Origin of the sequence: Paenibacillus etheri (genome assembly GCF_001012825.1) — a bacterium.
In the GTDB taxonomy this organism is placed as follows: domain Bacteria; phylum Bacillota; class Bacilli; order Paenibacillales; family Paenibacillaceae; genus Paenibacillus_AQ; species Paenibacillus_AQ etheri.
In genome coordinates, this window is the sequence record NZ_LCZJ02000030.1 from 137014 (window position 1) to 159871 (window position 22858).

Annotated in this window: 18 protein-coding genes, 15 tRNA genes and 2 rRNA genes; 9 read left to right on the top strand and 26 right to left on the bottom strand. The window is 44.9% G+C overall.

Features of this window, described 5'->3' with window-relative positions; translation table 11 throughout:
- The first annotated feature begins 93 nt into the window (after positions 1-93).
- Together UQ64_RS19315 and UQ64_RS19320 are read left to right on the top strand one after the other, a co-directional pair.
- On the top strand, positions 94-1095 hold the full coding sequence (locus UQ64_RS19315) for a helix-turn-helix domain-containing protein (RefSeq protein WP_209445844.1): 1002 nt from the start codon (positions 94-96) through the stop codon (positions 1093-1095).
- The gene (locus tag UQ64_RS19320; protein ID WP_082651211.1) at positions 1067-1846 is read left to right on the top strand and encodes a spermidine synthase; all 780 of its coding nucleotides are present in this window, start codon (positions 1067-1069) and stop codon (positions 1844-1846) included. Before UQ64_RS19315 ends, UQ64_RS19320 begins: the two co-directional genes overlap by 29 nt.
- A gap of 82 nt (positions 1847-1928) precedes the next feature.
- Here the strand turns inward: UQ64_RS19320 and UQ64_RS19325 are convergent, their stop codons facing one another.
- The 5 genes from UQ64_RS19325 to UQ64_RS19345 form a co-directional block, all read right to left on the bottom strand.
- Positions 1929-2816, bottom strand: a complete 888-nt coding sequence (locus tag UQ64_RS19325) for a sugar phosphate isomerase/epimerase family protein (protein ID WP_060625152.1) — start codon at positions 2814-2816, stop codon at positions 1929-1931.
- Positions 2817-2854: 38 nt separating this feature from the next.
- Complete coding sequence (locus UQ64_RS19330; protein ID WP_209445845.1) at positions 2855-3883, bottom strand: LacI family DNA-binding transcriptional regulator; 1029 nt, start codon at positions 3881-3883, stop codon at positions 2855-2857.
- Positions 3884-3951: 68 nt separating this feature from the next.
- A complete protein-coding gene (locus UQ64_RS19335) occupies positions 3952-5526 on the bottom strand; it encodes a DUF3502 domain-containing protein (RefSeq protein WP_060625154.1) in 1575 nt (524 codons plus the stop codon).
- Positions 5527-5601: 75 nt separating this feature from the next.
- Positions 5602-6498, bottom strand: coding sequence for a carbohydrate ABC transporter permease (locus tag UQ64_RS19340; RefSeq protein ID WP_245238097.1), 897 nt, complete (start codon positions 6496-6498; stop codon positions 5602-5604).
- 28 nt (positions 6499-6526) lie between these two features.
- Positions 6527-7471, bottom strand: a complete 945-nt coding sequence (locus UQ64_RS19345) for an ABC transporter permease (protein ID WP_425339607.1) — start codon at positions 7469-7471, stop codon at positions 6527-6529.
- A 582-nt stretch (positions 7472-8053) separates the two neighbouring features.
- Between UQ64_RS19345 and bglX the strand changes: the two genes are divergently transcribed.
- The 4 genes from bglX (at position 8054) to UQ64_RS19365 (ending at position 13653) form a co-directional block, all read left to right on the top strand.
- Entirely contained in the window at positions 8054-10213 is a 2160-nt protein-coding gene (gene bglX / locus UQ64_RS19350; protein WP_060625156.1) for a beta-glucosidase BglX, read from the top strand.
- A gap of 30 nt (positions 10214-10243) precedes the next feature.
- Positions 10244-11209 carry a metallophosphoesterase family protein gene (locus UQ64_RS19355; RefSeq protein WP_060625157.1) on the top strand — a complete coding sequence of 322 codons (966 nt, stop codon included), beginning with the start codon at positions 10244-10246 and terminating at the stop codon, positions 11207-11209.
- 689 nt (positions 11210-11898) lie between these two features.
- Positions 11899-12651, top strand: a complete 753-nt coding sequence (locus UQ64_RS19360) for a 3'-5' exonuclease (RefSeq protein ID WP_060625158.1) — start codon at positions 11899-11901, stop codon at positions 12649-12651.
- Between the two features lie 225 nt (positions 12652-12876).
- On the top strand, positions 12877-13653 hold the full coding sequence (locus UQ64_RS19365; protein ID WP_060625159.1) for a MerR family transcriptional regulator: 777 nt from the start codon (positions 12877-12879) through the stop codon (positions 13651-13653).
- A gap of 76 nt (positions 13654-13729) precedes the next feature.
- Here the strand turns inward: UQ64_RS19365 and aroD are convergent, their stop codons facing one another.
- Together aroD and rbsK are read right to left on the bottom strand one after the other, a co-directional pair.
- On the bottom strand, positions 13730-14494 hold the full coding sequence (gene aroD, locus UQ64_RS19370) for a type I 3-dehydroquinate dehydratase (RefSeq protein WP_060625160.1): 765 nt from the start codon (positions 14492-14494) through the stop codon (positions 13730-13732).
- 45 nt (positions 14495-14539) lie between these two features.
- On the bottom strand, positions 14540-15481 hold the full coding sequence (gene rbsK / locus UQ64_RS19375; RefSeq protein ID WP_082651212.1) for a ribokinase: 942 nt from the start codon (positions 15479-15481) through the stop codon (positions 14540-14542).
- 250 nt (positions 15482-15731) lie between these two features.
- Here rbsK and glgP point away from each other — a divergent pair, with 250 nt between their 5' ends.
- Complete coding sequence (gene glgP, locus UQ64_RS19380) at positions 15732-17348, top strand: alpha-glucan family phosphorylase (protein ID WP_060625161.1); 1617 nt, start codon at positions 15732-15734, stop codon at positions 17346-17348.
- Positions 17349-17596: 248 nt separating this feature from the next.
- Positions 17597-19054: a catalase KatA gene (gene katA / locus UQ64_RS19385; protein ID WP_060625162.1), complete on the top strand. Its 1458-nt coding sequence runs from the start codon at positions 17597-17599 to the stop codon at positions 19052-19054.
- A gap of 156 nt (positions 19055-19210) precedes the next feature.
- Here katA and UQ64_RS19390 read toward each other — a convergent pair whose 3' ends face one another.
- Positions 19211-19405, bottom strand: a complete 195-nt coding sequence (locus tag UQ64_RS19390) for a sporulation protein Cse60 (protein WP_042184993.1) — start codon at positions 19403-19405, stop codon at positions 19211-19213.
- 396 nt (positions 19406-19801) lie between these two features.
- Here UQ64_RS19390 and UQ64_RS19395 point away from each other — a divergent pair, with 396 nt between their 5' ends.
- On the top strand, positions 19802-20257 hold the full coding sequence (locus tag UQ64_RS19395; protein WP_060625163.1) for a GreA/GreB family elongation factor: 456 nt from the start codon (positions 19802-19804) through the stop codon (positions 20255-20257).
- 98 nt (positions 20258-20355) lie between these two features.
- Here the strand turns inward: UQ64_RS19395 and UQ64_RS19400 are convergent, their stop codons facing one another.
- The 18 genes from UQ64_RS19400 to UQ64_RS19485 all read right to left on the bottom strand — a co-directional run.
- Positions 20356-20820 carry a YdeI/OmpD-associated family protein gene (locus UQ64_RS19400; RefSeq protein WP_060625164.1) on the bottom strand — a complete coding sequence of 155 codons (465 nt, stop codon included), beginning with the start codon at positions 20818-20820 and terminating at the stop codon, positions 20356-20358.
- 102 nt (positions 20821-20922) lie between these two features.
- Positions 20923-20993, bottom strand: a tRNA-Gly gene (locus UQ64_RS19405).
- Positions 20994-21005: 12 nt separating this feature from the next.
- Positions 21006-21079 (bottom strand) — tRNA-Pro (locus UQ64_RS19410).
- Positions 21080-21109: 30 nt separating this feature from the next.
- Positions 21110-21186 (bottom strand) — tRNA-Arg (locus UQ64_RS19415).
- An 8-nt stretch (positions 21187-21194) separates the two neighbouring features.
- Positions 21195-21269 (bottom strand) — tRNA-Gly (locus tag UQ64_RS19420).
- Positions 21270-21275: 6 nt separating this feature from the next.
- Positions 21276-21359 (bottom strand) — tRNA-Leu (locus tag UQ64_RS19425).
- 15 nt (positions 21360-21374) lie between these two features.
- Positions 21375-21450 (bottom strand) — tRNA-Lys (locus UQ64_RS19430).
- 7 nt (positions 21451-21457) lie between these two features.
- Positions 21458-21532: transfer RNA gene (locus UQ64_RS19435), tRNA-Gln, on the bottom strand.
- A gap of 16 nt (positions 21533-21548) precedes the next feature.
- Positions 21549-21626: transfer RNA gene (locus tag UQ64_RS19440), tRNA-Asp, on the bottom strand.
- Between the two features lie 25 nt (positions 21627-21651).
- Positions 21652-21728, bottom strand: a tRNA-Met gene (locus UQ64_RS19445).
- A 72-nt stretch (positions 21729-21800) separates the two neighbouring features.
- Positions 21801-21877 (bottom strand) — tRNA-Met (locus UQ64_RS19450).
- A gap of 17 nt (positions 21878-21894) precedes the next feature.
- Positions 21895-21970: transfer RNA gene (locus UQ64_RS19455), tRNA-Val, on the bottom strand.
- A gap of 6 nt (positions 21971-21976) precedes the next feature.
- A tRNA-Glu gene (locus UQ64_RS19460) sits at positions 21977-22048 on the bottom strand.
- Between the two features lie 63 nt (positions 22049-22111).
- Positions 22112-22204, bottom strand: a tRNA-Ser gene (locus UQ64_RS19465).
- Between the two features lie 5 nt (positions 22205-22209).
- A tRNA-Asn gene (locus UQ64_RS19470) sits at positions 22210-22285 on the bottom strand.
- Positions 22286-22288: 3 nt separating this feature from the next.
- Positions 22289-22365, bottom strand: a tRNA-Ile gene (locus tag UQ64_RS19475).
- Between the two features lie 57 nt (positions 22366-22422).
- Positions 22423-22539 (bottom strand): 5S ribosomal RNA (rrf, locus tag UQ64_RS19480).
- A 145-nt stretch (positions 22540-22684) separates the two neighbouring features.
- Positions 22685-22858: ribosomal RNA gene (locus tag UQ64_RS19485) — 23S ribosomal RNA — on the bottom strand; the annotation flags it as partial.

Consider the following 22858-nt stretch of genomic DNA (forward strand, 5'->3'; position numbering starts at 1 on the left):
GGTCTCTTACTGACCCTTCTTCAAGTCGATGAGCCCCCTTCCCCCTTGCTGTTGTCGAGCCTTATCTTACCCCAGCCTTATTTCTCGGTCTTTGTGTTCAAAGGAAGATCCAGAGAGCCTGTCTGTTTCTGCGTAGAAAGTTTACGGCAAGAGAAGTCATTTAGCATCGACAGCTTAGAGATTCAATATGGACTGCACGTCTGTATCCTGTATTCTACAAAGCCACTCTCAGACAGCGATTGGCATGACATCGGCGGCAGGATTCGGACCTCTGCCAATGGTATGATATTGCATGTAGGTACTAGCAGTTCCTATAATGATGCAGCCAAGCTTAGACAAGCATATCTAGATGCTAAATTAGCCTGCAGTCTCGGCATTTATAATACTGACCGATTGCACTATGCAAATATTCAGAACATTCAGCAGCCTGAGGTAAATATTCTTGAGCCTTTCCATGCGATCAAGGAGCCATTAATCCATGATCTGCAGATTCTGAATATGGAGGGTGCCTTAGAGCGTGTGCATAACTTATTCTCAGTGCTGAAATCACAACAAGCTGCGCCCGATCAAATTCTCCGTGTCTGTCGATGGGTTGTTGAATCTGCGCAGAAGGAACTGCAAGAATTCGAGACCCTCTACAAAGGCGATCCTCATCTCAGGCTGTATGAAAGTATCGCATCCAGTATGAGCTTCAGTGTAATCGAGCGTGGTTTCACCGATCATCTCTCGAAGATTCTATTTGATATCAGAGCCCATCGCCTAGAGATGTCCGGTACAGCTGTAGAAACCATAAAGCGCGGGATATCAGCCAACTATAATCAACATGCAGATCTGAACACCTTAGCGAATATGGTTTTTTTGACACCAAGCTATTTAAGTAAGCTGTTCAAACAAGAGACTGGACTTACATTAACGGACTACATCACAGAAATCCGGCTACGTAAAGCCAAGCATCTGCTCAAGAATGTCCCTGACCTAAAGATTCACGAGATTGGATCAGAAGTTGGATATGGCGATCCTGCCTATTTCAATAAGCTGTTTAAACATGTAGTCGGCGTTACGCCCAATGAATATAAACGAATTTCTATCGTATAAGGAGATTGATCACTTGCATTCGGAACTTCAAAGAAACAGCGATAATCATGAAATCACCGTCTATGACACGACAGAACTATATGGAGAAAAAGGCTCGTTCCGCGTCATGCAGTTCTCGAATAATGCTACTCAAGGTGCGATGGATCTTAATGACCCGGAACGAATTCTATTTGAATATCCGCGAGCCATCATTCACTTAATGGAATTCAACGCCCCCTCTTTCGAGGATGCCTTTCTTATTGGTCATGGAATTGGAACGATTGCTGGGCATTTTCTAGACAAAAATTTTAAAGTAGCCGAGCTAGACAGCGAAGTAGTCGAATTAAGCCGCCGCTATTTTGGATACACCCAAGATAACGTAGTGATTGGTGACGGACGTCAGCTCCTTGAAGGTGAAGAACCACAAAAATATGATTACATTATCTTGGATGCTTTTACCGCCGCGGGTACGCCGAGGCACTTAATCTCCAGTGAATTTTTCAGCATCGTGTATTCAAAACTGAATGCCGAAGGGTATCTCCTAATGAATCTAATGGGAAAAGGTGAAAATGACCCGCACATTAACGCGATTCACACCACGCTCGCGGAAGAATTCACCTATATCAAATCCTTTTCACTGCCTTCAGATGGGGCTGCGGATATTAAAAACATCATTATTATAGGTGGATTTAAGCCGATTCGCTTTCAAGCTCGCCATATGGCAGGCTTTAATGAAATCCAGCTTGGGCAAGGATATCTTATTCGGGATTAAAGTATATTTTTAAAAATGACCTCATCCTCCACTTCACTGTGGATTCTGAGGTCATTTTTGGGTTGTTACTATCTGACAACCTTTACACCGGATTAGGGACAAAACTGCCACCTCGGCAATACTTCAAATAATTTAGCGCATGTACTTGTCCAGTCATTTCTAGTTCACCCTGGTAGACAGGATCATGCCAGCCTTCAATATCAATAGTTCCCTTATAGCCAGCTTGGCGCAGAATCGAGATGATATCCACCCAATTCGTATCTCCAAAGCCAGGTGTCCGGTCCCACACATAAGGCTTAGGTCCATGAATCCCGTATTCCTTGACGATATCCCAAGCAATGGTGGCATCCTTGCCATGTACATGGAACACCTTATCCACCCATTTGCGTAGCTGCGGAATCGGATCAATCAGACCGATCAGCTGGTGGCACGGTTCCCATTCGAGACCCAGATTGTCTGCTGGAACAGCATTGAACATCTTCTCCCAGGCGGAAGGATTATGGGCGATATTCCACTCTCCGGTCTGCCAATTCCCACCCATAGAACAATTCTCAAAAGCAATTCTTAGACCGCGATCCGCTGCCCTCTTGGACAATTCTCCGAACACCTCTGCAAATTTCGGAATCGACTCGTCGATCGACGAACCCGGCAGACGTCCAGTGAATCCGCCGATAATATCTGTGCCGAATAAATGGGCATGATCAATCAATCGCTCCCAACTGGCGAGTGTGTCAGCATTGTCTCCATCTCCTGAAAGTGGATTTCCGTAAATCCCAACGGAAGAGATGACAAAATCATGCTCAGCAGCCAGCTCCCTTACTCGTGCAGCTGTTTCTACAAGATTGGTTTCACCTGTGGTCTGCCAAAAGTTCAGGTTAAAGGATTCAAAACCATGCTGAACGATTTGCGGAATCACGGTGACGGCCTCCCCGCCACGAACCAGAGTACCTATTCTCAATGTGTCTTGCATTTGGGTTACCACTCCAATGATAGCGTTTATAGTCAGTATTAAACCTTAAGTGTTTTGAGCATCTTGCAAGAGCCTCGCTTGAGCAATACCGCATCGTAGACAAAATGCTGATGACCTGACCGTCCAGAAATTAGATCAAACAGAACGCCCACACTGGATAAAGCCATTTCTGTACCCGGTTGGCTGATCGTATCAAGTGAAGGATGAAAATATTCAGCCATTTCGATCCCGTCAAAGCCAATGATTGAAATATCATCCGGAATTGACAACCCTGCGGTAAGCACCGCTTTGGCAGCACCGATAGCAATCGTGTCGGAGGCTGCAAATATTGCGGTTACTCCCTTATCCCTTTTAAGCAATCTTCGCGCTGCATCAAATCCTGAGCTAGGGCTGTATTCACAATCTTCCACAAGCTGTGCATCATAAGGCAGATTATGTTCTTCCAGTGCTTTTTTGTAGCCTAAATAACGCCGGTTGCCTGTCGTTTCATCCAGTAATGGGGACTTGGCTAGAAAACCGATATTCTCATGCCCAAGTGATATCAAGTAATTGGTGGCCTTATAAGCTTCCTTCAATTCATTAATGGTGACACTAGAAAAGATATCAGGGTCCACCTCTTGTGTAGAGGTGATCGTTGTCAGAACAAATGGGACCGTCAGCTGCTTGAATTTCTCTTCAGAATGATTGTAGGTTCCGCCCATGAAGATGATCCCGCATAGATTCTTTTCTTTGGTCAGCTGAATCGCCGCATTAATTTCATCCGTTCCATCCTCTACCTGATGAATGAGGAAGGGGTAACCTCGAAGATTAGCTTGCCGCTCAATCTCTTTGATCATATTGGAGAAAAACGGATTGGTAATCCCTTTGACCATGAGCGCAATGTTCTTAGACTCCGTCGTTTTTAAATTTCTTGCATTGGAATTAGGAATGTAATTGTATTCCTTAACAACATTCAGAACCTTTTCCCGTGTAGCCTTGCTCACCAGCCCCTTATTGTTGATGACCCTGGAAACCGTCGAGATGCCCACACCGGAAATCCGCGCGATATCCTTGATATTTACGTCCACTATACTCCCCCACTTATAAGTAAGGGAGCTATATGCTACTATAGCTCCCTCACACCTTTTAACGTTCTTTAGTTCACTGGAACAAACTCAGCCAATTGCTTTTCTACTTCGGCAATAACCTTGTCAATTCCTGCTTTTTTCAGTTGCTCACGGTAATCCGCTACAGCAGCTTTAGGATCTTTGCTTGTTTTACCAAGCATCAATTGAATACCAAGCTGGGAATTCACGTTGGAGATGGAAGCAATTTCTGTAGTTACATTCGATGGATCAAAGCTAAAGCCATTGTATGGATCATCGATAGCGACTTTATCCCACTCTGCAAACAAGGAGTTACGAATTGGGTTTTCTGTATCCGTAGGAACTACGAATTTGTCATTACGAAGTGACCAAGCAGCGAAACCTCCGCCGTCCGTTTTTTCGTTGAAGCCTTGAGGCTGCTTTTTAACACCATTTTCCATAACATATTGTTTGCCTTCAATACCGTTTTGGATGAGGTTGTAATAGCTTTCGTCAGTCATGAACTTCTCGATCACCATCAAAGAGCGCTCTGGATTCTCGGAGCTCGTGCTGATTACAGTCGAGTTGTCAACGCCCATCTTACGTTTGATCTTCTTGTTGGCTTCCGCAAAAGTAAAGAATGCAGTTTCTGCCTCAGGTTGCGCCTTCAAATCTGCACCGTATTGGCCGATCCAGTCCTGAGCATGAGTCAAATAACCTGCGGAGTTTGCTGCTCTGAAGTTATCTTTGCTACCAAGAGTTGCAGACAGCACATCTTTGCCCCAGTATCCCTTATCTGCCCATTCACGCATCTTCACAGCCCAATCTTCGAATTCCTGAGTGTATGCTGGATGGAAGACGGTCTTGTAGTCCTCTGGACTTTTGGTCACAAGATTCAGTTCATTCAAAGATATACCAGGTGCGTTAAGCCACATTCCTGTAGTATCTACGAGCATTCTGAACATATTGGCCGCATCTTCAGACTTACCGTTAATTGGTGGGAAGGACTCATTGGCAACAACATTATCCATGTATTTAACCATGTCATCAATAGTTGTAATTTTTTCCATTCCATATTTTTTCAGCAAGTCTACACGATAGGCATAACCATTCGGTGTATATTCGCTATAAAGACTCGGAACACCATAGATTTTACCTTTGTACTTAGTATTTTCCCATACACTAGCAGGGATCTCTGCCTTCAGCTTAGGAGCAACTTTATCGAGCATATCTGTAAGGTCCACTAGAGCGCCTTCACTAGCCAATGTGAAATAGGATACCGGTGCTCCTGGAGATGCATGAGACATATCAAATTGCTCGCCTGAAGCAAACAGCAACGGGTATTTCGTATTGATATCCGGCCAGTCAATATACTTCACTTCAATTGTAGCGTTGAGATCAGCCTTTAGCTTTTTGTTAATCTCATCTAGAATCGCCTTATTTTGAACACCTTCACTGCCCCACAGATAGTACACCAACTTAGCTTCTTTGGAAGTGTCTACTCCTCCTGCATTCGTTGAAGCTTCTGGTGCCTTCGTAGCTGCCGGATCATTACTCGCCTCGTTGTTCTTCGATGAACAGGCTGTCAATGCCCCAGAAAGCATGAGTACAGCAATTAAAGAAGACGCAATTTTTTTACCTTTCATTAGGTAAGCCTCCCTTTTCTTTTCTATTTATGAATTGCATTTATAATAAACGCGCCTTCGAAAAGGAGACGTCCATTAACCCTTTACAGCCCCAACAGTGAGGCCTGTTACGAAATAACGCTGTACAAATGGATAGAGGAGAATAATTGGCCCGGTGGCCAGCACAGCTGTAGCCATCTTGATGGATTGCGTTGGAAGATCAGCCGTATTGATAACTGCCCCCGAATTGATTAGTGTACCGAGATTCGTCTGGTTGACCATTCGCTGCAAAAAGTATTGGAGTGGATATTTCGTCGGGGAGTCCATATATAACATCCCGTTGTACCACTCATTCCAAAAGCCTATCGCCGAGAAAAGCCCGATGGTAGCTAAGGAAGGAACCGCCAGCGGAATAAATATCCGCCAATAGATATGGAAGTCGCCAGCACCGTCAATGGTAGCAGATTCATATAAGGAATCCGGAATCGCCTTCATGAAATTACGCATCAGGAAGATCGACCAAGCGCCAACTACAGCCGGTAGAATCATGGCAAATAAGTTATCTTTCATATGCAGGTGTTTGACCATCAGGATATACGTTGGAATCAAGCCACCGCTGAAGAGTGTCGTAAAGTAAATTAGAAAGGAAAAGAAGTTGCGATACTTGAAATCCTTGCGGTTAAGCACGAAGCCAGCCATCGACATCATGAACAGTCCAAGGACCGTACCCACTACGGTTATAAAAATAGTTATCTTATAAGCATTTACCAATTGCGTAGAGTTGTTAAACAACAATTCGTAAGCCTTAAAGGAAAATTCCTTAGGCAGCAGCTTATAGCCTTCACGGACAATTTCCTGCTCGTTCATGAACGATGAGGAGATCATTAGTGCGAAGGGAAATACACAGAACAGTGCAAAGATACCAATGCAGATATAGCTAATCACTTTTATGATAATACTTCCGGAATCCTGTTTGATTTTTTGAGTTTCCATATTCATCACCCCTGTTTCGTGTCTGGTTTTAGAACAATGCGCTGTCAGGCTCGACCTTGCGTACAATAAAGTTAACTACTAGCACCAGAATCAGGCCAAACATGGATTGGTAGAAGCCCACCGCGGCGCCCATAGAGAAGTTGAATTGTCCCACCAGTGAACGGAAGACATAGGTATCGATAATATCCGTCTGCGGATACAGCACCGAGTTCGTACCGATCAGATTATAGAAGAGGTCAAAGGATCCTTTGAGAATTCCACCCATACCGAACAGCAGGAGCAGAATAAAGGTTGGCTTCAGTATCGGTAAGGTCATATAACGGATTCGCTGCCAGGTAGTAGCTCCGTCCATATAAGCAGCCTCGTACAGATCATGATTAATCCCTGTGATCGTTGCCAGATAGACGATCATTCCATATCCGGTAGCAGCCCAGATCTTGAAGGCTACAATGATATATTTCCAGATGCCCGGATCAGAATAAAACTCGTAACGGTCTAGCCCCATTCCGGTTAGCATCGTATTGATGAACCCGGAATTGAAATTGAATATATTGTAGGCAAACACACCGACGATAACCATAGAGATAAAGTAGGGTAGGAGAATAACGGATTGAGACACTTTCTTGAACCACTTGCCCGAGATCTCCGAAAGCATAATGGCAAACACAATTTGAATAATGTTACCCAGAGCTAGGAAGACGATGTTGTAGAGCAGTGTATTCTTGGTAATATTCCATAGATCGCCATTTTGAACCAAAAATTCGAAGTTTTTCAGACCGATAAAGTTACTTCCAAAAATGCCCTTGTTGAGCTTGTAATCTACAAATGCGACGTAAGCGCCAGGCATTACCGCATAGTGAAAAATAATGAAGTATAGGATTACAGGCAGCAACATTAGAAAAAGCACTTTGTTCTTAATGACTTCTCGGACAATACTTCCACCCGCAAGCTTAATTCTTGACAATGAGCCCACCTCCAATTTGAAAGATGCATTTCGTCACATGCATAACTTAGCTTCCTTTCTTGTCCCGCAACCAGCATGAAACTGCTTGCTCATCCTTTATGAAAAAAGCGTATCGGATGATATAGAAACGTTTCCATAATTTCTTTGAAACTCCCTGTACGAAAATCATACTCCCTAGATGTATGCGCTGTCAATTCATTTTATTTTTGATTTTCTTGTAATAAAAATCACATTTTACAACCTAAATATAATGAATCGGCCGATTTCGCGAAGATAATTGACTTTTTAAGGTCTTCGGACTAAGATCGATATGTATCGTTAATGGAAACGTTTCTATTTGTTCTTTTACAACCATGTCAGCCTCTATTATGACATCTGACGATGAACTCCCCGTTCTGATCTATTTCATGTCTCATCCATTTATATTAATCTGCGTGTGCACACGGAACAGGATATTGAAAGCTATCCTTTACTCAGAATCCGCTCCCGCTCAAAGCAGCGGCGAACACAAATCGCAAGCGCTTTCTTATTGGTATAGCACATTTATTTGTCACAATAACTTTCAATGCGCTCACGAGGAAGGTGTTAACCATGACTAAACCGTTTATCCAAGATCTTGTGAACGATATGACTCTAGAAGAGAAATTGGCCCAATTAACCCAGCTAGGCCCTCACTATTGGGGTTTGGATGATACCGTGGATTTAACCGGTCCATTTAAAGAACTGAACATTAAACCGCAAGTAATGGAGAACATCGGAAGTGTTCTAAACGGCATTGGAGCCAGGAATGTGATCGATCTGCAAACCCGGCATTTGCAAGCCAGCCGTCAGAAGATTCCCCTGCTCTTCATGGCGGATGTCATTCATGGCTACAGAACGATCCTTCCGATCCCGCTTGCGATAGGTTGTAGCTTTGACATGGAAGCCTGCGAACGGTTCGCTGAAATTGCAGCCAAGGAGAGCGCAGCTGCCGGCATTCACCTTACTTTCTCGCCTATGACGGATCTCGTACGCGATCCGCGCTGGGGACGGGTGATGGAGACATCCGGTGAGGACCCTTATCTGAATGCACGAGTAACCGAGAGTATGGTACGGGGGTATCAGGGCAAAGACCTGAAAGAAAAAGGGCGTATCGCTGCCTGTGTGAAGCACTTCGCCGGTTACGGCGCTCCCGAAGGCGGTCGTGAATACAATACGGTAGATATGTCCCTCGGCGTTTTACGTGAGTTCTATCTACCAGCCTATAAGGCTGCCGTAGATGCTGGTGTCGCCATGGTGATGGCTGCATTCAATACAATAGACCGCATACCAGCAAGCGGCAATTCCAAACTTCTACGCGGAATTCTGCGTGAGGAATGGGGCTTCAACGGCGTTACCATCGCCGATTTCAATTCTGTTAATGAACTAATCCCTCATGGTGCTGCCGAAGATGGTCGTGAAGCTGCGGAGAAAAGTCTGGCTGCCGGACTTGATATTGAAATGATGTCCACCCATTATCTAAACTACGGTGCTGGTCTAGTCGAGGAAGGCAAGCTTGATATCTCCTTGATCGATGAAGCTGTTGTTAGAGTGCTAGAACTCAAGGACGCTCTCGGTTTGTTTGACAATCCATTCAAGGATGCAGATCCACTAGTAGATGAGGCGCCTACGCCGAGCGTGGAGAATTTACAAGCTGCGAGAGAGCTGGGTACCAGCTCAGTGGTGCTGCTGAAAAATGACAATAATGCTCTGCCCCTTAAACACGGTATGAAGATTGGATTGGCTGGTCCCTTCGCTACCTCTATTCATGTGCTGGGCGGCTGGTCTGGAACGGAAAAAGACCCGGCTGTATCACTCTACAACGGCATTTCTCAAAAAACATCTGCCGCGGATATTATTACGGCTATGACTGGTGAGCTGGGAAGCATGCTGGAGGGTGTTTTTGATGTGGAGGATGAAATCGAAGAAGCCTTCCAGCGCCTAAAAGATTGCGATGTAATTCTCGCTGCTGTCGGTGAGAATCAGCAGGATACCGGGGAAGGCGGAAGCAAAACCAATCTGCGCTTGTCGACCAATCAGGAGAAGCTGATCTGGCGTCTGAAAGACACCGGCAAAAAGATTGTTACCATTGTATTTAGCGGCCGACCGTTGGAACTAAAGCCTATTCTTGAGGCCAGCGATGCTTTATTGCAAGCCTGGTTTCTGGGTACAGAATCCGGGAACTCACTAGCTGATGTGCTGTTCGGAGATTATAATCCGTCCGGCCGTTTATCTATGAGCTTTCCTTACTCGGTTGGGCAAATTCCTGTCTATTACAATGCCTATCAGACGGGGCGTCCCTATGATCCCCTATATCCCAATGTGCGTTATGTAACTCGATATCTGGATTGCCCTAACGACCCGCTGTTCTGCTTTGGCTATGGTCTGAGCTACTCCAGTTTTGATTACAGCAATTTCAATGTTGATGCTGCTGATCAGGTTGTTGCCTCCATTGAGGTGGAGAATACTTCAGACATCGCCGGCAAGGAAACCGTTCAACTCTATATCCATGACGTCAGCGCAAGTGTCGTACGCCCGGTCAAGGAGCTGAAGGCCTTCCAACAAATTACACTCGCAGCGCATGAGAAACAAGTGGTTTCTTTCGAGATCACTAGAGAAATGCTGATGTTCTACGGAAAAGACGATCAATTGGTCTTCGAACCCGGGGAATTTGATATTATGATTGGTAGGAACTCCGGAGATCACTTCACCCAGCGAATCTGGATCGGCTAACAATATTAGATAGTAAGGGAGATAACCCCAATGAGACACAGCTTATCATTTCAGCAAGATGGAACCTTGAAAATTGTACAGTTCACTGATCTTCACTGGATGGATGGAAGAGCCGAAGATCAGCGTACCCGGGAACTGATGGAACGCGTTCTGGAAGCAGAACAACCTGATCTTGTGGTCTTCACGGGAGATCTAATATACACCGCCCCTGTCTCACCTGGTGAGAAGGCGTGTGAAGACCCCGCCCAAGCTTTTCGGGATGCTGTCGCTGCTGTGGAGAAAACAGGTACCCCTTGGGCCTTCGTATTTGGCAACCATGATACAGAAACCCTGATCTCCCGCAGTGAACTAATGCAGATTGCATTGGAACATCCCCACTGCCTGGCCGAAGCCGGTCCAGAGGATCTTGAAGGTTCAGGCAATTACACGCTTGAAATAAAAGATCAGGATGGCCATGGGGCAGCTGTCCTTTATTTCATAGACTCCGGCAGCTACTCCGAGATGGAGCATATCCCTGGCTACAATTGGATTAGCCGGAATCAGATCAACTGGCTAACTGCTGAATCTGCTCGGCTGAATCCAAAGACTGCTGAAAACAGACTACCTGCACTGGCTTTCTTCCATATCCCGATTCCCGAATACCAGGAAGTATGGTCAACACAAGTCTGTCATGGACATAAGCTCGAGCGTGTATGCTCATCACATGTTAACTCGGGATTGTTCACAGCTTTGCTTGAAATGGGCGATGTGCTTGGTACCTTTTGCGGGCATGACCATATTAACGATTTTACGGGCAACCTGTACGGCATACGCCTCAGCTACGGGCGGGCGACTGGCTACAACACTTATGGAAAAGAAGGCTTTATGCGGGGCGCACGCGTCATAAGTCTGACCCAGGGCAATAAGGACTTCAATACCTGGCTTCGCCTTGAAGACGGATCTGTCGTACTGGAACAGCCAATTCATCAGCCTGAACCTGAAAGGAATTGTACCTAACCCTACGAAAAGACGCATCCAACCCACTAAGTGAGGATGGATGCGTCTTTTTGAATGGAAATTTATCTTAAGAGTCCCCTTCAAGTCGCCCTGATCAAGTTGCTCTATGTTGCTACATGCTTCCTATTCAACTTTCAAATCTTTATAATAGTATTCTTTATCACGCTCTGAAATTTCTCGCAGTTTTTTCGAAGCTCCGGATCTACGGGGTGGCCTGTAGCGGATATGGTCACGTTTGGAGCGAACATTACGTTGTTACCAATGATGTACATCTATATCGTCTACTACTACTAGATTGAAATTTGCATAGAAATGATCCCCAATATGAGTATTACTCCCATATGCCAAATGTAACGGCGCTTCAATCCATGGCTCTTTGCCAACACTTCCTAATAACTGCTTCAATATCTCATGGCGTTTGGTTTCTTCACTAGGACGCCTTATTCATTTTCCCCCGAATTGTAAGCATTATTATCCTCCTGGTGATGTTATCAAAAGTAGTTTCTAGCACTTTATTACCATTCGGCGATTAGTAAGTATTACACTCCATATTACCTGATCGAGAGGTCTTGCTCAAATATTCATAATGCCTAAAGCCTTATTTCCCATTACATCGCTTTTTTTGTTAAAATAGAGTAGTCGACGTATTAAGTACTACAGCGTCAGTCATGGAACGGAGGCAAGTACCTGTGGATTATATTATTCTGGACATCGAATTCAACGGCCGTAAGTTTGCCAGCGAGCACCCTATGGAGGTCATTGAGATTGGAGCTGTCCGGTTAGACTCTTCATTGCAGTATAAGGATGAATTTTCTTCCTTGATCAAACCCATATATTTCTCCACCCTTAATTCTTTTATTAAGAAAAAAACCGGTATTCCTCAAGAGGAAATCGATATCGCAGCCCGCTTTCCGAAAGTAATCACTGCGTTTAGAGAGTGGCTTGATCTAAGTACGGACGGAGTGCTGCTGCTTACATGGGGTGGCGAGGACATGAAGCGAATCATTCAGGATGTGCGCATGCACAAGATGGACGATTCCTACTGGATGTCCGCTACGTATTTCGATTTACTTAAGGGTGTGCTGCGAGCTCGCGGCCTAAGCAATGATATCAGTGTCGAAGGCGCGATGGCTTTGTTCGAGCTTGAACCGTCTGGATCTGCTCATCGGGCACTGGATGATGCAAAGATGACATCGGAGATCTTCCGCGCAGTGTTTAAGGATCTGGATTTCGAGCGCTCACAGCATTACGTAGATACTTTCTCTAATGCCAAAGAACGCAAGACGGTCAAAGTCGCCATTAAAGCGATGAACTCGCAAAAAATTGCACCTACCTGGGACCTTATTCTCGAACACTACTTCTCAGACAAAACAACCCTAACCGATCCTCGGAAATTAGAGGAATTACAGAATTATTTTGCGGTGCAGATGGGCCAAAAATAACTTCAAACATCAGCATATCAAAGCAGCGGCAGTCCTCCCAATGATCTTTAGCGGGTAACTGCCGCTGTTTTGGGTAGAACAAGAAGAAACGACAGTGTCATCCTTTATGGATGACAACCGTTTCTCGTAGAAATATAAGGATAATGTATAGCGTGCAACTTATACATTCTTATATTTTAAAAAAACATTTGACCTTCACGCTACGTAAAGGTGTACATTGAATTTGTGGGAGGTGATACTACGGAATACACAGTACAGAAGCTCGCTGAGCTAGCTGGAATCAGTACGCGAACCCTGCGCTACTACGATGAGTTTGGCATTCTTAAGCCGGCGAGAATCAACTCTTCGGGGTATCGTATCTATGGCCGCGCCGAAGTGGATCTACTACAGCAAATTTTATTTTATCGAGAGCTTGGCTTAAGTCTGGAACGTATCAAAGCTATTATGACTGAACCGTCATTCGACGGAGCCAAAGCGCTGCGGGAGCATCATGACAAGCTGCTTGAAAAGAGACATCAATTAGATCTACTAATCGCTAACGTCGAACAGACGCTAGCTCACCAAGAAGGGAGAAAGACTATGAGTGATGCTGAAAAATTCGAAGGCTTTAAGCAAAAGCTGGTAGAGGACAACGAGAAGGAATACGGTCAAGAAATTCGGGAAAAATACGGTGACAGTACCGTAGATCAATCTAACAAGAAGCTTAAAGGTATGACAGAAGAACAATATGCGGCTATACAGCAGCTTGAGGAGGAAATGTTCGAGACGCTTCTGCAAGCCATGGAGCATGGAGATCCTGCCAGTGTATTGGCACAAAAAAGTGCTGACCTGCACCGCCAGTGGCTCTCCTTCTACTGGGATTCCTATTCCAAAGAAGCACATGCTGGTGTAGCGCAAATGTATGTGGATGATGAACGTTTTACCAAGTACTACGACAAGCACCGCCCTGGACTTGCTGAATTCCTAAAAGATGCCGTTCACGTATACACGGGAACAAAATAATCAAACAGAAATAGAGCGGCACCGGAAATCTGGTCGCCGCTCTTATTTCTATTCTCCGGAAACCTGCTAATAACCCTTATAGACTGCGATGCAGCAACGATAGTACATTTCGCAGCTCACCCACAGCTACCTGCCCAGGTGCAGAGGGCTTATGCGCCGCTCCAAAGGTAATCGCTGAACCGAATATTTCACCGGCTAGACGGCTAATTACCCCAGCTCCCGCCATGGACATCGTTATAATCGGGCGATCTGCATATTGTTCTTTCATAGTATGGGTAGCATCAAGTAGAGTCAGTACATCCCCTGCATCCTGAGGCATAACCGCAATTTTAGGCAAGTCCCCACCAAGCTCCTGTGCCTTGCATAGTCGCGAGATGATTTCCTCTTGAGAAGGAGTTCCATGAAAGTCATGATTCGAGATAATGACGGGCACTTTATGAGTATGAGCAGTCTCGACCAGTAGCTTTACATCCTGTTCCTCATTGAATAATTCAACATCAATTATATCTACTAGACCACTTTCGGCAGCAGCTATATTTAATGTTATGTAATATTCCGTGCTAACCTGCTTTTCGCCACCTTCTTTGGCACTCCGAAAAGTAAAAATCAGTGGTAACTCCGGAATTACAGAATGAATTTCTTTTAGTGCTGATTTGACCGCCTCTGTGTCTTCAACTTCATCAAAAAAATCCGTCCGCCACTCCACTAAATCCGGACTAAGCTCTTTCAATGCTTCGGCTTCCTGTTTCAGTTCAGACAAGGTAGCTCCAATCAACGGAACACATATTTTAGGGATTCCTTCGCCAATGATCACATTTTTAACGATTACTGTCCTGCTCATTATTTCAGCTCCTTATCCCGTCGTCTAGTATAGATTGTGTATTGATTATTTTACTGCCGTTACTTGTTTTAGAAACTGTTCAACCTCTGATAACTGCGGTAGCGATGGGATCGCGCCTTCTTTCCCTACAGCCAGTGCTCCAACAGCATTAGCAAAGTTCACTGCTTCCTCCAACGTTTTTCCTAAGACCAATTGCTGGGCTAATGCCCCATTGAATGAGTCTCCGGCAGCAACCGTGTCTATCGCCTTGACCGGGAATCCCGGAACTGACTTAGCGCCTTCAGCATTAACAATCAGTGCGCCTTTAGATCCCAAGGTTACGATCACGTTTTTAACACCTTTTTGCAGCAAAATACGGGCTGCCTGCTCAGCAGTCTCTAAACTATCTACCGTCATTCCAGTCAAAATTCCCGCTTCAGTCTCATTAGGAGTCAGATACGATATCTGGCTCAGCATCTTATCTTTAAACACTCTAGCTGGTGCTGGATTCAGAATGACCGGAATTCCATGACGATGTGCAATGGCAATAGCATGCTCACTCATCGCCAGTTCCATTTCAAGCTGCATCACAATCATCTCAGCCTGGCTAATTACAGTTTCTAACGCCTGTATATCCTCTACAAAGAGGTCAATATTCGCTCCGGGGACAACGATAATCCGATTCTCTCCATCTTCTTCAATAACGATTGAAGCTACACCTGTTGCCTCAGTCTCACTCACCGAGATATGTTCTATATGAATACCTTCTTGCTTAATAATTTCCAGCATTTCGCTTCCGAAGGTATCTTTTCCGACTCTGCCGATCATACTAACCTCAGCACCCAAACGTGCCGCGGCAACAGCTTGATTCGCTCCCTTTCCACCGGGAGATAGGGCAAATGCTTGTCCCATAAGCGTTTCTCCTGCACTCGGTGCCCGGTTCGTACGTACTACCATATCCATATTTAAGCTTCCAATCACAACTATACCCAACTTAGACACCACCATTAATTATTTCTTCAATCTCTTTATCTTAGGGTCTTCCCTTCACTTTATCAATCACTTCCGTTGATTTTGCCCCGAATTGGCTATTTTCACCAAATTGACGTTATGCTTTTATGGATAAAGTGTGCTAGAATGATTGTGCAATCGCTTCCACAACGATTGTCGACTGTTTTTTGAGCAAACGTTTGCATCGTAGATAATGCCCGCAGCTTTACTGTAATTCAATCTAATCCGCGATTAGGAGGCTTATCAAGTGAACGAACAAAAATTACCAGCAGTAGCTTATTTCAGTATGGAGTACGGGTTACATTCCGATTTCAAAATGTATGCCGGAGGGCTTGGAATTCTTGCCGGTGACTACATTAAGGGAGCTAAAGACATTAATGCTCCTATCATCCCTATCGGGCTCAAGTGGAAACAAGGTTATACGGACCAAAAAATTGATGCGGACGGTAATCCGTACGACTCCTATCACAATTATGTTTATGATTTCCTTGAAGATACAGGGGTGAAGGTAACCGTTAAAGTCAGAAAGACCGATGTGGTGTGCAAAGTATGGAAGACAGATTATTTTGGCAACAGCACGTTGTATTTACTGGATACAGATATCCCCGAGAATAATGATGCATGGATTACAGGACAATTGTACGGTTGGTTTGGCGAGGAACGGATCGCTCAAGAGATCGTACTCGGTATCGGTGGGGTAAAAGCTATGCGTGCTCTGGACATTCCGATTGATGTCTATCATTTCAATGAAGGCCATGCTGCCTTAGCAGCCATCGAGCTAATCCGTGAAAAAATGTCCGGAGGCAACACCTTCGAGGAAGCTTGGAAAGCTACTCGGGAAGAGGTTGTGTTCACTACACATACGCCGATAAAAGAAGGCAACGAAACCCATCCACTCGACCGCCTAGAGTATATGAGTGCATTCAATGGTATAACCCGCGACCAGATGGAGCGAATCGGTGGTGAACCGTTCAACATGACGGTTGCTGGTCTTCGACTCTCCCGCATATCCAATGCAGTAGCTCAGCTTCATGCGGATACTGCCAATAAGATGTGGAAAGAGGTAGCCGGAAGATCAGACATCATAGGTATTACTAATGCCATTCATACCCCTACCTGGGTAGATGAAAGAATGACAGAAGCCTATGAACACAATGGCAATTTATGGGCAGTGCATCAAGAAATTAAGGGTGAACTGATCGATTTCATCAAAGAACGGTCAGGCATTAGCCTAAATGCTGACAATCTACTCATCGGCTTCTCACGCCGAGCTGCTCCTTATAAACGTAGTGACCTGATCTTCTCTCAGCCGGAAATTATTGAGCCTTATCTGGAGTCTGGTAAAATACAAATCGTCTTCTCGGGCAAAGCTCATCCACTCGATGATAACGGCAAAAAAATCGTCAGCAATCTAGTGGCGATGATGAAAAAATATCCGAAGAGTGTTGTCTTCTTAGAGAATTACGATATGACTATCGGAGCACAGTTAACACGCGGTTCTGATATTTGGCTCAACAATCCACGTAGACCACTGGAAGCAAGTGGTACCTCCGGGATGAAGGCAGCTATGAACGGCGTATTGAACTGCTCTATTCTAGATGGCTGGTGGCCGGAAGCCTGTATCGATGGCGAGAATGGCTGGCAGATTGGAGACGGCTTCGAGACCACTGACTTCGAGGTTCTGGATAAGCATGATAGTGATGCGCTATACGACACCCTATTGAATCGAGTCCTCCCAACCTATTATGAGAATCGTGAACAGTGGGTACAAATGATGAAGAAGAGCATCGAAACCACTCGCACCGAATTTGCCACCAAAAGAATGCTGGATGAATATTACAACAGAATGTACATTAAAAACTAAGTACAGAAAACGGATATTTCTATATCAAAAAAGAGCAGCACACCCCTCCAGAGATGGTAGAGGTGCGCTGTTCTTTTTAATTCTGCTTAGTAATTAATCACTCTATCTATCATATATATCTGAATGAGACGACGATTACCACATACTGTAATAGTCAATTATTTAAAAAGTATTGCATTTTCTCCAAAAAACACTAATATAGAACTTATACTAAATCTAAAATCAAATCTTACGAGGTGATTCTATTCATGAGCTCCAATAATAATAATCTTACGACCAGCTGGGGTGCTCCAGTAGGCGACAATCAAAATTCAATGACAGCCGGTGATCGTGGCCCTACTTTGCTGCAAGACGTCCATCTGCTTGAAAAATTAGCCCACTTTAACAGAGAACGTGTTCCTGAACGTGTCGTTCATGCTAAGGGTGCTGGCTCTCATGGGTATTTTGAGGTCACTCAGGATTTAACTCAATATACGAAAGCTAATTTTTTATCTGAGGTAGGCAAGCGTACCCCACTGTTCATCCGTTTTTCAACGGTAGCTGGGGAGCTAGGCTCTGCTGATACTGTAAGAGATCCGCGTGGTTTTGCTGTGAAGTTCTATACCGAAGAAGGAAACTATGATCTCGTAGGTAACAACACACCTGTATTCTTCGTTCGTGACGCGATCAAATTCCCAGACTTTATTCATACACAGAAGCGTGATCCACAGACACACTTAAAGAACCCAAATGCGGTTTGGGACTTCTGGTCGTTATCGCCGGAATCTCTACATCAGGTTACGATTTTGATGTCAGATCGCGGAATTCCAGCTACGCTGAGACATATGCACGGGTTCGGAAGCCACACCTTCAAGTGGGTAAATGCCGAAGGCAATGCCGTCTGGGTGAAATATCATTTCAAAACAGAACAAGGCATTAAGAACCTTGCTCCAGATCTTGCCGCCAAAATCGCTGGGGAGAACCCAGATTATCATACAGAAGACTTGTTCAATGCTATTGATAAAGGAGATTTCCCAGCGTGGAAGCTCTACGTGCAGATTATGCCGATCAAAGATGCGAACACTTACCGCTTTGATCCATTTGATGTAACAAAAGTATGGTCGCAAAAAGATTATCCATTAATTGAGGTTGGCCGCATGGTACTGGATCGCAATCCAGAGAATTACTTCGCGGAAGTAGAGCAAGTTACGTTCTCTCCTGGCTCGTTCGTCCCTGGTATTGAAGCTTCTCCTGATAAATTGCTACAGGGTCGACTGTTTGCTTACGGCGATGCTCACCGTCACCGTGTAGGTCCTAACCATAACAGCCTGCCTATCAACCGTCCAAAAGTAGAAGTGAAGAACTATCAACGCGACGGTGGCATGGCACTCGGCAACAATGGCGGATCCGGTGCCTATTATGAGCCTAACAGCTTAGGCGGACCTAAGGAAGCATCACAGTACAAAACATCACCTTTCGAAGTATCTGGAAATGCCGACAGTGTCTCCTATAATAGTGATGACCATTATACACAACCTGGTGACTTGTATCGCCTGATAAGTGAAGAAGAACGTACCCGTCTTGTTCAAAATATCGTAGGCGCTATGACACCAGTTGAAAGTAACGATATTAAACTTCGTCAAATTGTTCATTTCTATAAAGCTGATCCAGAACTGGGACAGCGTGTTGCATCCGGTTTAGGATTATCCGTCCCAGGCGGATTATAAGACTATAAATGCACTTATACAATCAAAGAGGACCTTTACCCGTAAATGGGAAAGGTCCTCTTTTTTCATAAGAAAAGCTAAAACATATAATATATAAGAACGATCACGATGCATAGCGTGGAGACAACAGATAAGCACGAAAAAAAAGTATTCCAGTTATTGCCCTTCATTTGTCTTATACACGACCAGTATACTGCTTCTTTGATGCTCTGCCCCATCACGTGAAGATTTAACTACCGAACCGTAACAGATATTCACAACCTGTTCCTCACGCAGCCCTGCCAAGAACTCATTAGCCTTATTCTCAGCATACGAATTATCAGCATCTACAAACTCTTTTACTTGAATCATCCTGATCTCTCCTTTGATAAATTTATTAGTTACTTTTTATGTCTAGATTCTATAGGTGAACTCAACGAAATGTACATGGCGTATCACTCCCCTGGTAATATTTAATGTAAAAATATCTTCGAAATATAGTATAGGCATTCCGCAGTTTTCTACGAAATGCCTATAACATCAGCCTATCATAGCACCCAACTATATAATAGTCAAACGTTTTAAATACAATATTTAGTAAGAATCAATTGCCTTTGCAAAATGGATTGGATTTACATATAGAAGCTGTTATACTGATCAGAAGGTTCCCTCTAGGGGACCTCTATTTGTATAGGAGGGATTTTAATATGGCAACGCGTCATAACAAATTTACAAAGAATGTGCTAATTAGAGGGGGTGAAATCTACTATGAACCATAGTCTAATTTATGAAGGCTCTAGGACACAACTGGTCCAGCAGCTTATTTATTTTGATGAGGAAAAAATCGCATTTCTAAATCAGTATTTCCCGGAACGCAGCAAACAAAGAAGTAATGCTGAAACGCTGTTGTCCCGTTATTGCTCCGAGCTTGAACAATTACTATCCCGTTTTAATGGAGAAGAATTGAACTCACTCGTATTAATTGGAAGTCAGCTTCAGCTTCGCTACTTAGATGACAATACAACAGATACCTACACCATAGTATTTCCAAACCAGGCAGAACCCAATGATAACAAAATTTCAATGTTCTCGCCTATTGGCATGCAGTTGCTGTTAGCTCAGATCGGTAGTACATGTCAGCTAGCTATACCTTCAGGTGAGTTATCAGTAAAAATCGAAAGTATTAAGTTTGTGAATTGTGGTGAGGTAGCCGTTCTTATTTAAGCCAACTCGCACATATCACAAACATGAACAGCGTCCCTTTCCAAATATATGGAAGAGGACGCTGTTCATCTATTCAGCCTGCTAAGCACTTCATACTTTTATTTGAGCCTCAATCCTTCAGTCAGCTTACTGACAGATTTCTCGATACGAGAGGCTCTGGTTTCGGGTCTTTTCGCTGCTTCAATCCAAGACACATATTCCTTCTGATAAGAATAAGCCAGACCGTTAAAATAAGCTTCTGCCTGCTCGTGGCTACTAAGCGCATCAAGAAAATCCTCTGGGGCTTCTACCTCCCGTAATTGATGATCTTGCTCCATCGTCACATGTACAATATCACCAGGTTGAGCTTTGGCTAGATCCCGCAGTTCTTTCTTTACTACCATAAAATGCTTGCCGTTTCCGTGGGGCATAAGCGTTCCTCTATAGGGGATTCCATTTACACTTCCTTTTACCTGTACCCTGGACTTTGTTTCAAATATTTGTTCGGCATCAAAAGGGATATTAACATAAGTCCAGCTCCCACTTGCATCAGGTCTAACTAATTTAGCTTCAAATTCGAACATAGCTACCTCCTCAACTAAAATCCCTAAGTTCTATTGTATCCAGACAAATGTAACTATACAAAAAAACACCTGCCTATAATAGACAAGTGTTTCTTAATTATAAGCGGGTGATGGGAATCGAACCCACGCTATCAGCTTGGAAGGCTGAAGTTCTACCATTGAACTACACCCGCAAAGGTATAAAATCGGGATGACACGATTTGAACATGCGACCCCCTGGTCCCAAACCAGGTGCTCTACCAAGCTGAGCTACATCCCGTCAAAACATGTAATTACTTAGTAATAAAAATGGCGCGCCCTGAGAGATTCGAACTCCCGGCCTTTTGATTCGTAGTCAAACGCTCTATCCAGCTGAGCTAAGGGCGCAAAAATTATGGAGCGGAAGACGGGAATCGAACCCGCGACCCTCGCCTTGGCAAGGCGATGCTCTACCGCTGAGCCACTTCCGCAAAATATGGTGCGCGTGAAGGGACTTGAACCCCCACGTCGTGAAACGCCAGATCCTAAGTCTGGTGCGTCTGCCATTCCGCCACACGCGCACACTTTAAAAATAATGGTGAGCCATGAAGGACTCGAACCTTCGACACCCTGATTAAAAGTCAGGTGCTCTACCAACTGAGCTAATGGCTCTCATAAATGGCTGGGGATATAGGATTTGAACCTATGCATGACGGAGTCAAAGTCCGTTGCCTTACCGCTTGGCTAATCCCCAACAATAATTAACTAAATGGCGGAACCGACGAGATTCGAACTCGCGATCTCCTGCGTGACAGGCAGGCATGTTAGGCCAACTACACCACGGTTCCATAGACATAATGCATAAGTGTAAATTGGTTGCGGGGGCAGGATTTGAACCTGCGGCCTTCGGGTTATGAGCCCGACGAGCTACCGGGCTGCTCCACCCCGCGTCATTTAATAATTATATACTATTCATTCACACTACGCCAGCTAGTCCCAATACATCGTGCTTAAGGAAAATTTGGTTGCGGGGGCAGGATTTGAACCTGCGGCCTTCGGGTTATGAGCCCGACGAGCTACCGGGCTGCTCCACCCCGCGTCGTTCTTAAATGAATATGGTGGAGGCTGAGGGGATCGAACCCCCGACCCTCTGCTTGTAAGGCAGATGCTCTCCCAGCTGAGCTAAGCCTCCATGTTATGACCCGTATGGGATTCGAACCCATGTTACCTCCGTGAAAGGGAGGTGTCTTAACCCCTTGACCAACGGGCCATGCTAATCTTATGTTCCAACGAACCACCAAGGCTTCTCATCCCTAACAGGGAAGTAAAATCATGGCGGAGAGAGAGGGATTCGAACCCTCGAGACGCTTGTGGCGCCTACACGATTTCCAATCGTGCTCCTTCGGCCAAACTCGGACACCTCTCCATAAATGGCTCCCCGAACAGGACTCGAACCTGTGACAACTCGATTAACAGTCGAGTGCTCTACCAACTGAGCTATCAGGGAATATGGTGGGCCTTAGTGGACTCGAACCACCGACCTCACCCTTATCAGGGGTGCGCTCTAACCAGCTGAGCTAAAGGCCCTTTTAAGACATTTAAATATTAAGGGCAAAAAAAATACCACGGGTAATGTGGTTGTCCGCTTGGCGGCGTCCTACTCTCCCAGGACCCTTCGGTCCAAGTACCATCGGCGCTGGAGGGCTTAACGGTCGTGTTCGGGATGGGTACGTGTGGAACCCCTCCGCTATCGCCACCAAACGGGCATTTACAGCGTAAATGCTCAGGCTTAATCGCCTGAAAACTGAATCCGAATTGAATTTGCGTCGCCCGTCATCTCTTCGGGGCCCCCGGAAAGTATTCGGAATTAGCTTCGCAGCCTTTTCTTCACTTTTTGGGGTATTTTTAGGATAAGCCCTCGACCGATTAGTATTGGTCAGCTCCATGCATTACTGCACTTCCACCTCCAACCTATCTACCTTGTCGTCTTCAAGGGGTCTTACTAATTGGGAAATCTCATCTTGAGGGGGGCTTCACGCTTAGATGCTTTCAGCGCTTATCCCGTCCGTACGTAGCTACT

Bases quoted from the DNA above. Each gene is read 5' to 3' on its own strand.
- UQ64_RS19335 (WP_060625154.1), bottom strand. From the start codon at position 5,526: ATGAAAGGTAAAAAAATTGCGTCTTCTTTAATTGCTGTACTCATGCTT.
- bglX (WP_060625156.1), top strand. From the start codon at position 8,054: ATGACTAAACCGTTTATCCAAGATCTTGTGAACGATATGACTCTAGAA.
- UQ64_RS19320 (WP_082651211.1), top strand. From the start codon at position 1,067: ATGAATATAAACGAATTTCTATCGTATAAGGAGATTGATCACTTGCAT.
- katA (WP_060625162.1), top strand. From the start codon at position 17,597: ATGAGCTCCAATAATAATAATCTTACGACCAGCTGGGGTGCTCCAGTA.
- aroD (WP_060625160.1), bottom strand. From the start codon at position 14,494: ATGAGCAGGACAGTAATCGTTAAAAATGTGATCATTGGCGAAGGAATC.
- UQ64_RS19355 (WP_060625157.1), top strand. From the start codon at position 10,244: ATGAGACACAGCTTATCATTTCAGCAAGATGGAACCTTGAAAATTGTA.
- UQ64_RS19400 (WP_060625164.1), bottom strand. From the start codon at position 20,820: ATGTTCGAATTTGAAGCTAAATTAGTTAGACCTGATGCAAGTGGGAGC.
- rbsK (WP_082651212.1), bottom strand. From the start codon at position 15,481: ATGGTGGTGTCTAAGTTGGGTATAGTTGTGATTGGAAGCTTAAATATG.
- UQ64_RS19325 (WP_060625152.1), bottom strand. From the start codon at position 2,816: ATGCAAGACACATTGAGAATAGGTACTCTGGTTCGTGGCGGGGAGGCC.
- UQ64_RS19390 (WP_042184993.1), bottom strand. From the start codon at position 19,405: ATGATTCAAGTAAAAGAGTTTGTAGATGCTGATAATTCGTATGCTGAG.
- UQ64_RS19340 (WP_245238097.1), bottom strand. From the start codon at position 6,498: ATGGAAACTCAAAAAATCAAACAGGATTCCGGAAGTATTATCATAAAA.
- UQ64_RS19395 (WP_060625163.1), top strand. From the start codon at position 19,802: ATGAACCATAGTCTAATTTATGAAGGCTCTAGGACACAACTGGTCCAG.